Below are 7843 nucleotides of genomic sequence, written 5' to 3'. Positions count from 1 at the left end.
ATGAGATACAGCAAAGCCAAAGCCATCATAAATGCGGAACCAAGCAGCATCCTGAAGCTCTTCTCATGAGCTATGGCAAGTTCTCTAAATCTGCTCCCATAAGCCAGGACAAGCGCTCGTAACTTAGCAAAATTCACGATGCCCCCCATTTCCCGTCCGCAGAACCCTCCGAGCGCTCCATTGGTGATATCAAGGGGTTGCATCTGATCTGCCGCATCGCGCGACTTCGGGGCCCGGCTGCTCGGCCGGACGATTTCGCAGAGCACGACGGAGATGGCCTTGGCGGCATCCGCGGATCGGCTCACCCCGCATGACCCGGCGCAGTCTTCTGCGCCCCTTGCCTGCCATGACCCGAGCCTCCTGCCCGCATAATGCTTCCGGCCTGGACGCTGAATCGCAAGCTGCAGCTCATTCCTGCAGAATGCGCCCATGGGTTGCAATATCGACCAAAGGCGAGCCGCGCGCCTTTCCGACGAGGGGGTTGATGCGGCGGGGTTTGCGGCCACCTGTGCTAGGATCGGCATCGCCAGGGGCCGTGGTTTCCCCGGGGGCGATACCGACGAGCACGAGGGCCATCATGTCCGGGCTTGATCCGTCGCATATCATGCAGGTCGGGATGGGGTTCTTTGCCTCGAAGACGCTGCTTTCCGCCGTCGAGCTGGGGCTTTTCACGACGCTCGCCAAACAGCCGATGACGGCTGGCGAGATCGCCGCTTCCTTGCAGCTCAGTCCGCGCGCCATCCCGGATYTTCCCGATGCGCTGGTCGCGCTCCGATTTCTCGACCGTGACGGCGACGGCCCCGGGGCGCGCTATGCGAATACGCCCGACAGCGCCTTCTTCCTGGACCGGAACAGCCCGGCCTATATCGGCGGCATCCTGGAAATGGCGAATGCGCGCCTCTTCCGCTTCTGGGGAGACCTCACCGAGGCTCTGAAAACCGGCAAGCCGCAGAACGAGACCAGGCATTCCGGAGAATCCGTCTTCGCCACGCTCTATGCCGACCCGGCGCGGCTCGAGCAGTTCATGAACGCGATGTCCGGGATCTCGGCCGGCAATTTCAAACTGTTTGCGGAGGCTTTCGACTTCTCAAGATTCAGCAGCCTTTGCGATGTCGGCGGCGCGACCGGGCAGCTCTCCTGCATGGTCGCGGCCGCGCATCCGCATATGCGCTGCACCAGCTTCGATCTCCCGAAGGTCGTGCCGATCGCCCTGCACCGGATCGAACAGGCGGGCCTGAGCGACCGGGTCGCGGCGGTGGGGGGCGACTTCTTCGCCGATGCTCTGCCCAGGGCCGATGTCATCACCATGGGGATGATCCTGCATGACTGGAACCTGGAGAAGAAGAAGGCGCTGATCCGCAAAGCCTATGACGCCCTGCCGCCGGGCGGCGCCTTCGTGGTGATCGAGGCCCTCATCGACAATGCGAGGCGCGAAAATGCCTTCGGCCTGACGATGTCCCTCAACATGCTGATCGAGTTCGGCGATGCCTTCGACTATTCCGCTGCCGACTTCGAGGGCTGGTGCCGCGAGGTCGGCTTCCGGAGGTTCGAGACCATGGCGCTGGCCGGCCCGTCGAGCGCCGCGATCGCCTATAAATAGCGGGATTGCCGATCGCGCTCGTCGAGAGGTGCCGTCTGCAGGGAGGACGCCCCAGCTCCGCCGGATCGGGTGACCCGGCGGGACCGGTCAGGGCGCGGGATCGGCTACGCTGCCTTGCGGTTGATCCCGGATTCGGCGAGCTTGCTGAGCTTCTTGTCGGCCGCGAATTCCTCGTCGAGATTCTGCTGCAGCAGGGTGGCGCAGTCGTTGCGGCCAAGCTGCTTGGCCCAGGCCGTCAAGGTGCCGTAGCGCGTGATCTCGTAGTGTTCGACGGCTTGCGCGCAGGCGATGATCGCGGCATCGACCACCTGCTTGTCGGCGACCTCACCCAGAACCTCGTCGGCTTCCTCGAGGATGCCGTCGATCGCCGGGCAATCCACGCCCTTCGCCTCCGCGCCATGTTGCTTGAAGACCTGTTCCAGCCGCTTGATATGACCTTCGGTTTCGCCGCGATGCGCGGTCAGCCCCTGCTTCAGCTGCGGGTCTGTGGCCTTGTCGATCATCTTCGGCAGCGACTTGTGGATCTGCTTCTCCGCGTAATAGATATCTTGAAGCGTGTGGACAAAGAGATCGTCCATCGTCTTGATGTCCTTGGAAAAARGTCCCATTCCGTCCTCCTGGTTCTGATCCCCGCCGACGCCGGTTGATCGGGCGCGCTTGCTGCCTGACCAACGTATTGGCCGCCGGCCTGTTCCACGCCGCCGGGGCTTTTAGCCATGGCGAAGGAACCCGGCTGYCAGGGTATTGGCTGAGCTGCTCGCCAGCCATGCCGCTTCGACAGGTTGTCAGCGATTGGGGGGAAGCCGTCCTGCGACGGGACGTTGTGGCCGCTCCGCCGCTGAGGAGCACATCAGCGCCTCGCCGCGGCGCGAAATCCTCGTCCATTCAGGGAGAAGGCAACAAAAAAGGAGCGTCGCCGCTCCTAGCCATTCCAACGCTATAGCGTGCCTGGGGGCTTGCGGCAAGACGCCGGTCATCCCCTATGAACGCTGCCCTCGACCTGAACCATGGGGAAAGGGAATAGCGAAATGCGTATCTTATTATCGACTTACGGGTCGCGCGGAGACGTCGAACCGATCGTCGCCCTGGCGGTGGAGTTGCGGGCACTCGGCGTCGAGGTGCGGTTATGCGCGCCGCCGGACGCGGAGTTCGCAACGCTGCTGGCCCGTGCCGGCATCCCGTTGGTACCCTTCCGCAAATCGTGGCGCGCATGGGCGGAGCAACCCTCGACCGCGGAGGAGCGGGTCGTGAGCGTCGACGCCTTCGTGGCCGGGTTCATCGCAGCGACCTATGACACCCTCGCCGAGGCAGCCGAGGGCTGTGACATGCTCGTCGCGAGCGGCATGTTGCATTTCGTCGCGCGGTCGGTGTCCGAGACGGTCGCCATCCCTCACCGGTTCGCGATCTTCTGTCCGAGTTTGCTGGACGCCCAGGGCTGGCACGCGCAGGTCGGCGCGCCGATCAACGCCCATCGGGCGTCGATCGGCCTGCCGCCGGTGGAGGACCTCCCGGCCTTCCTGTTCACCGGTCGGCCCTTGGTGGCAGCGGACCCGACCCTGTGTCCCGAAGTGACGCCCGGAGCGCTTCCTGTCATCCGAACCGCGGCATGGATATTGCCGGACGAAAGACCACTCCCGGCGAATCTGGTGGCGTTCCTGGATGCCGGCGCAGCGCCCGTCTATGTCGGCTTTGGCAGCATGCGCGTCCCCAACGACAGCGCCCGTGTCGCCATAGAGGCGATCCGCGCGCAGGGCCGCCGTGCTCTCGTCGCCCGGGGCTGGGCCGACCTGGGCTTGATCGACGACGGCGCCGACTGCCTTGCCATCGGCGAGGTGAACCAGCAGGCCCTGTTCGGTCGCGTGGCCGCCATTGTCCATCATGGCGGGGCGGGTACGACGACGACGGCGTCCCGGGCCGGCACGCCTCAGGTCGTTGTCCCCCAAGCGGTGGACCAGTTTCACTGGGCTGCCAGGGTGACCGAACTCGGCATCGGAGCTGCGCATGATGGCCCGACTCCGACCTTCGCGTCGCTGTCGGCGGCGCTCGGTACAGCCCTGAGGCCTGAAACCGGTGCCAGAGCAGCCACCCTGGCGGGCGCGATCCGCACCGACGGGGCGGCGTCAGCCGCGAGGCTGCTGGTCGACGCGACATTCGACGGCTGGTGAAGCAGGCCGCCAGGGACAGGGCGCGCGTGCTTCTGGGAGGTGCCGGCCATTCGCTCATCTGAATGATGACCGGACCGCCGTTGTCGTGGAACCTCGCTTAGGGCCCGACGTTTCCTGCGCAGCCGGGCCCGACAACACGGAGGCCACCATGCGAGACGGTTACGGACGGAAGATCCCCACGACGGATGCGGCAGCCATCCTCCCCCACGGACGGGGCGAGCAGGGCAAGAACCAGGACAACCGGGGCGAGCGCATGCGCGATCGCGCCCCCTCCGGGCAGAGCCCCGAGAAGGCAGCCGAGCGCCCTCCTCCCGGCATTTGCGAAACCTGAGGTGATGACGATGACAGCCGAGAAGCATACCGACGCGCCGGTGCCCTATCGGACGGCGCAACGGCCGGGACAATCGGGCGCACCGGAACAGCGTCGCCCGGGCCCGAGCCCCTTGTCGAAGCATCAGACCGGGCCGCATGCCCCGTTCGAGGCCGATGAGCACGACAGCGCCGCCACGATCAGACATGGGGGCCAGCCTGAGCCGAAGAAGCCGGGCTGAGGCCTGGCCTGGGCCATGGCGGGGCTGGGCCCAGGGCTCAGTCCCGATAGATGCGTGGCGCGTCCTGGACGCTGGGCACGGTTCGGAACATCCTGACCCCGAAGCCGGCCACAAGCGCCAGTACGGTGAGCCAGATCAGGATGTCGAGAAAGCGCGAGCGCATGACAGGTTTCGCCCGGCATCGATGAGGACTGCAACTGCAACCCGGGCCGGCGCCATCCGGTTCCGCGCGACGTTGCAGAAAAGGTGATACGATCGTGTCCTCGACAGGCATACCCGGTGAGGTGTTGCTGAAGCTCGGATTTCCCGAAAACCGACTCCCTGAAGCATCGGCTTTTCGGGCCGATGCTAGTAGCCGCCGATGATCGGGAGGATCTCCCCGGTGATGTAGCTGGAGCAGTGCGGCGAGGCGAGGAAGACATAGGCCGGGGCGATTTCCTCCGGCTGGGCCGGGCGCTTCATCGGTGTCTGCGCCCCGAATGTCGCGACATCCTCGGCCGTCTTGTCGGATGGATTGAGCGGCGTCCAGACGGGACCGGGCGCGACCGCATTGACCCTGATCCCGCGCGGCACGAGATGGGCGGCGAGCGAGCGGGTAAAAGCATGGATGCCGCCCTTCGTCATGGAATAGTCGATCAGCGCCTCACTGCCCATCAGCCCGGTGACGGAGCCGGAATTCACGATGGCGCCGCCGACTTTCATATGGTCGAGGGCCGCCTGCGACATGTGGAAATAGCCGTAGAGATTGGTCTTCAGCGTCGTGTCGAAATGCTCTTCGCTCAGATCCTCGAAACGTGGGGAATGGACCTGGAAGGCGGCGTTGTTGACGAGCACATCGAGCTTGCCGAAGGTCTTGACGACCTTGGCCACCGCCTTCCGGCAGAAGCCTGAATCCCGGACATCGCCGGGGATGACGAGGCAGCGCCGCCCCTCGGCCTCGATCGCCTGCCCGGTCACCTTCGCGTCCCCGGCCTCGCCGAGATGCAGGATCGCGACATCGGCACCCTCGCGCGCGAAGAGCACGGCGACCGAGCGTCCGATACCGGAATCGCCGCCCGTGATGATGGCGACCTTGCCCTCGAGTTTGCCCGAGCCCTTGTAATAGGGCGCATCATACATCGGGGCCGGATCGAGCACGGCCTCCGAACCCGGCTTGGCCTGATGCTGCTTCCTGAAGGGCGGCTCGGGATAACGTCGCGCCCCAGCCTGCATCGCGCCGGATTTCGCCTTTGCCGGCTTCGCATCCGACCGCGCCACCTGCCTCTGGATCCGGCGCTGCTGCTGGATCGCGGAATTTGTCGCGCTGTTCGGCTTTGCCGGGCTCCTGGGTTCCGCTTGTGGCTTGGTCTTGGTCTGAACCTTGCTGGATTTCGCCATCACGGCCTCCGTGCAATCGCATTCCGGAGTTGAACGGGCGCCGCGGGCCCGGGTTCCATTGCCGGTGCGGGATCGGCGCGCTCTGTTCGGGCGTCCGTCCTGATCGCCCTGCTCGCCACCGAGCTGCACGGTGACGCGTTCTCCCCCTGTCCTCCGAACACGCAGCCGCCTCAGCCTCTCCGTGAACTGCCCCTCATCCCTGTCAGCCCCTGTCTGTCGGTAGCGGCTCCTCTTCGTCCTGCCGTGCGACGAAACGGCCATTCGCGAGGCCAGGCGCGGAGCGCAGCAGTGCCAGCAAATGGAGCGTGGCGGGGCTGAGATAGCCGCCTCGGCGCAGGACCGCATAAATCGGATTGGCGACGTGCAGGTCCGCGACCGGAATCGTCGCGAGCGAGCCAAGCCGCCGCTCCTCGTCGATCGCGCTTTCTGGCAGCAACGCGATGCCGAGACCGGCCTCGACCAGCCGCTTCATCGCGTTCAGGCTGTCGATCGATGTCCAGCGGACCTCGCCGATGCCACGCGCCTGAAACTGCGCGAAGATGTTGTCCGCGAAGGTCTCGCGCTGATCATAGGCATTGCGGAACGCAAACCAGGGTTCATGGCACAGCGCCGCGAGCGATCCGAGCCGTTTGCCCGCGAAACGATGCTGGGCGGAACAGGCCACGACCATTGTCTCGGAGGCGATGTGCTCGCAGACGAGATCTGGTGCGATGTCGAGGAGATAGCGCAGCCCGATCATCGCTTCGCCGCGCCGGACCCGGTCGCTCACCTCAGCGCTGGTCGCGGTGCTGATCGAGAGATCGACCTTGGGATGATCGGCAGCGAAGCGCTTGAGAACCGCGGTGAGGTTCGTCCCGGCTAGCGTGCCCACTGCCACGATCGCGACACGGCCGGCGACCTCCGTGCGCAGCGCCTTGATCGCGCTTTCCGCGTCGCGCAGCGCCGCAAGCACGCGTTCGGCGTGCGGCAGCAGCGCGCGGCCGGCTTCGCTGAGCACCACGCCCCCGGACGCGCGCTCGAAGACCGGCACGCCGAGTTCGTCCTCGAGCAAGGCGATGCGCCGGCTGATCGCCGGCTGCGAACGGCCGAGTACCTCCGCGGCGCTGGAAAAACCATTGGCCTGATGGATGGTGACGAAAGTCAGAAGCGCTTCGTTGTCCAGGCCCATGAAAGACACGCCCATGCAAAAAACTGATCGGCCTTAGAGAAACTATGATTTCGACGGATGCCTGGGCAAGCGCTATCGAAGAGGAAGCAAAGATGGCGCCGCGGCGCGAACCGGACGGAGCAGCACCATGACGGCGAGGATTTCGGCGCCTGCAGCCCCTGCTCCCGCGTTATCTCAGTACCACTCCCCGGCCCATGTTCGCGCTGCGCCATCGCATCCCGATCCATACCCCTATTACGGCCGGCTCGCCCGCGAACGTCCCTTCTCCCGGGACGAGGCCAATGGCTGGTGGGTGGCGGCGAGCGCTGCCGCGGTCACCGAAGTCCTGACCAGCGCGATCTGTCTGACCCGCCCCTTGAGCGAGCCCATCCCTGCGGCGCTGCAGGGCGGCGCAGCAGCGGAGATCTTTGGCCGGCTCGTGCGCCTGCGGGATGACGAGGCGCGGGGCAGGCTGAAGGAGGCGGTCACGAACGCCGTGCGCGGCCTCGATCTCGGCGAGGTCGCGGCCCTGGCACACAGGCGTGCGGCCGAGCTCGACGACGAACTCGGGCCGAGGCTCGATGAAGCGGCCACGACGCAGTTCATGTTCGCACTGCCCGTGCAGGTCATCGCGCTGCTGCTCGGCATTCCCCGCGAACGCTTCGGCGACGTCATGGGGTGGCTTGGCGCCTATGGGACCGCAGCCGCAGCTGCTGGAACCGGAATTCCCGCGCTGACGCCCGACTTGCTGACATCAGGACATCAAGACTACATATGTGGAACGACCCGCCAAGCAAGGGCTTTTCATTTTCAGACGGTTTCATCACACGGGAACGGTGCGGTCATATGTCCGGCCTATCAGCGCGGCTTTAGTTAGACCGCTGGCCTCGATGAAGTCCGCGATGCGAGTGGCTGATCATGCTCGCGCGCTGGGAGCGCACTGTAGTCAACGGCCTCTCTCGCCTCGGGATTTCGTCCCATGGAATCATCGTCTTTTTCGTGC

11 protein-coding genes are annotated in these 7843 nt (G+C 65.4%); 5 read left to right on the top strand and 6 right to left on the bottom strand.

From position 1 onward, the window contains the following. Both AC1D34_RS13440 and AC1D34_RS13435 read right to left on the bottom strand, forming a co-directional pair. On the bottom strand, positions 1-203 hold a 203-nt coding region (locus tag AC1D34_RS13440; protein WP_476824472.1), incomplete at its 3' end, for a hypothetical protein. A 205-nt stretch (positions 204-408) separates the two neighbouring features. After that, positions 409-579, bottom strand: a complete 171-nt coding sequence (locus AC1D34_RS13435; protein WP_441506893.1) for a hypothetical protein — start codon at positions 577-579, stop codon at positions 409-411. Here AC1D34_RS13435 and AC1D34_RS13430 point away from each other — a divergent pair. After that, a complete protein-coding gene (locus tag AC1D34_RS13430) occupies positions 578-1600 on the top strand; it encodes a methyltransferase (protein ID WP_476824471.1) in 1023 nt (340 codons plus the stop codon). The two genes, AC1D34_RS13435 and AC1D34_RS13430, sit on opposite strands and share 2 nt — an antisense overlap. Before the next feature lie 104 nt (positions 1601-1704). On the opposite strand, the gene AC1D34_RS13425 is transcribed toward AC1D34_RS13430, so the two are convergent. After that, positions 1705-2208, bottom strand: a complete 504-nt coding sequence (locus AC1D34_RS13425; protein ID WP_476824470.1) for a YciE/YciF ferroxidase family protein — start codon at positions 2206-2208, stop codon at positions 1705-1707. Positions 2209-2607: 399 nt separating this feature from the next. Here AC1D34_RS13425 and AC1D34_RS13420 point away from each other — a divergent pair, with 399 nt between their 5' ends. From AC1D34_RS13420 to AC1D34_RS13410, 3 genes are all read left to right on the top strand, one after another. Next, positions 2608-3765: a glycosyltransferase gene (locus AC1D34_RS13420; protein WP_476824469.1), complete on the top strand. Its 1158-nt coding sequence runs from the start codon at positions 2608-2610 to the stop codon at positions 3763-3765. A 148-nt stretch (positions 3766-3913) separates the two neighbouring features. Then, positions 3914-4096, top strand: a complete 183-nt coding sequence (locus tag AC1D34_RS13415) for a hypothetical protein (protein WP_441506896.1) — start codon at positions 3914-3916, stop codon at positions 4094-4096. A gap of 10 nt (positions 4097-4106) precedes the next feature. Further along, positions 4107-4316, top strand: coding sequence for a hypothetical protein (locus tag AC1D34_RS13410; RefSeq protein WP_441492929.1), 210 nt, complete (start codon positions 4107-4109; stop codon positions 4314-4316). A gap of 37 nt (positions 4317-4353) precedes the next feature. Here the strand turns inward: AC1D34_RS13410 and AC1D34_RS13405 are convergent, their stop codons facing one another. From AC1D34_RS13405 to AC1D34_RS13395, 3 genes are all read right to left on the bottom strand, one after another. Beyond that, positions 4354-4479 carry a hypothetical protein gene (locus AC1D34_RS13405; protein ID WP_441492928.1) on the bottom strand — a complete coding sequence of 42 codons (126 nt, stop codon included), beginning with the start codon at positions 4477-4479 and terminating at the stop codon, positions 4354-4356. Between the two features lie 185 nt (positions 4480-4664). Beyond that, positions 4665-5693: an SDR family oxidoreductase gene (locus AC1D34_RS13400; protein ID WP_441506897.1), complete on the bottom strand. Its 1029-nt coding sequence runs from the start codon at positions 5691-5693 to the stop codon at positions 4665-4667. A 202-nt stretch (positions 5694-5895) separates the two neighbouring features. Then, positions 5896-6861, bottom strand: a complete 966-nt coding sequence (locus AC1D34_RS13395; protein ID WP_476777295.1) for a LysR family transcriptional regulator — start codon at positions 6859-6861, stop codon at positions 5896-5898. Between the two features lie 127 nt (positions 6862-6988). On the opposite strand from AC1D34_RS13395, the gene AC1D34_RS13390 reads away from it, so the two are divergent. After that, positions 6989-7717, top strand: coding sequence for a cytochrome P450 family protein (locus tag AC1D34_RS13390; RefSeq protein ID WP_476824468.1), 729 nt, complete (start codon positions 6989-6991; stop codon positions 7715-7717). Positions 7718-7843: the final 126 nt, after the last annotated feature.

Source organism: Allobosea sp. P1_A7, assembly GCF_056406775.1.
This window is presented reverse-complemented; position numbering and strand designations above follow the sequence as displayed.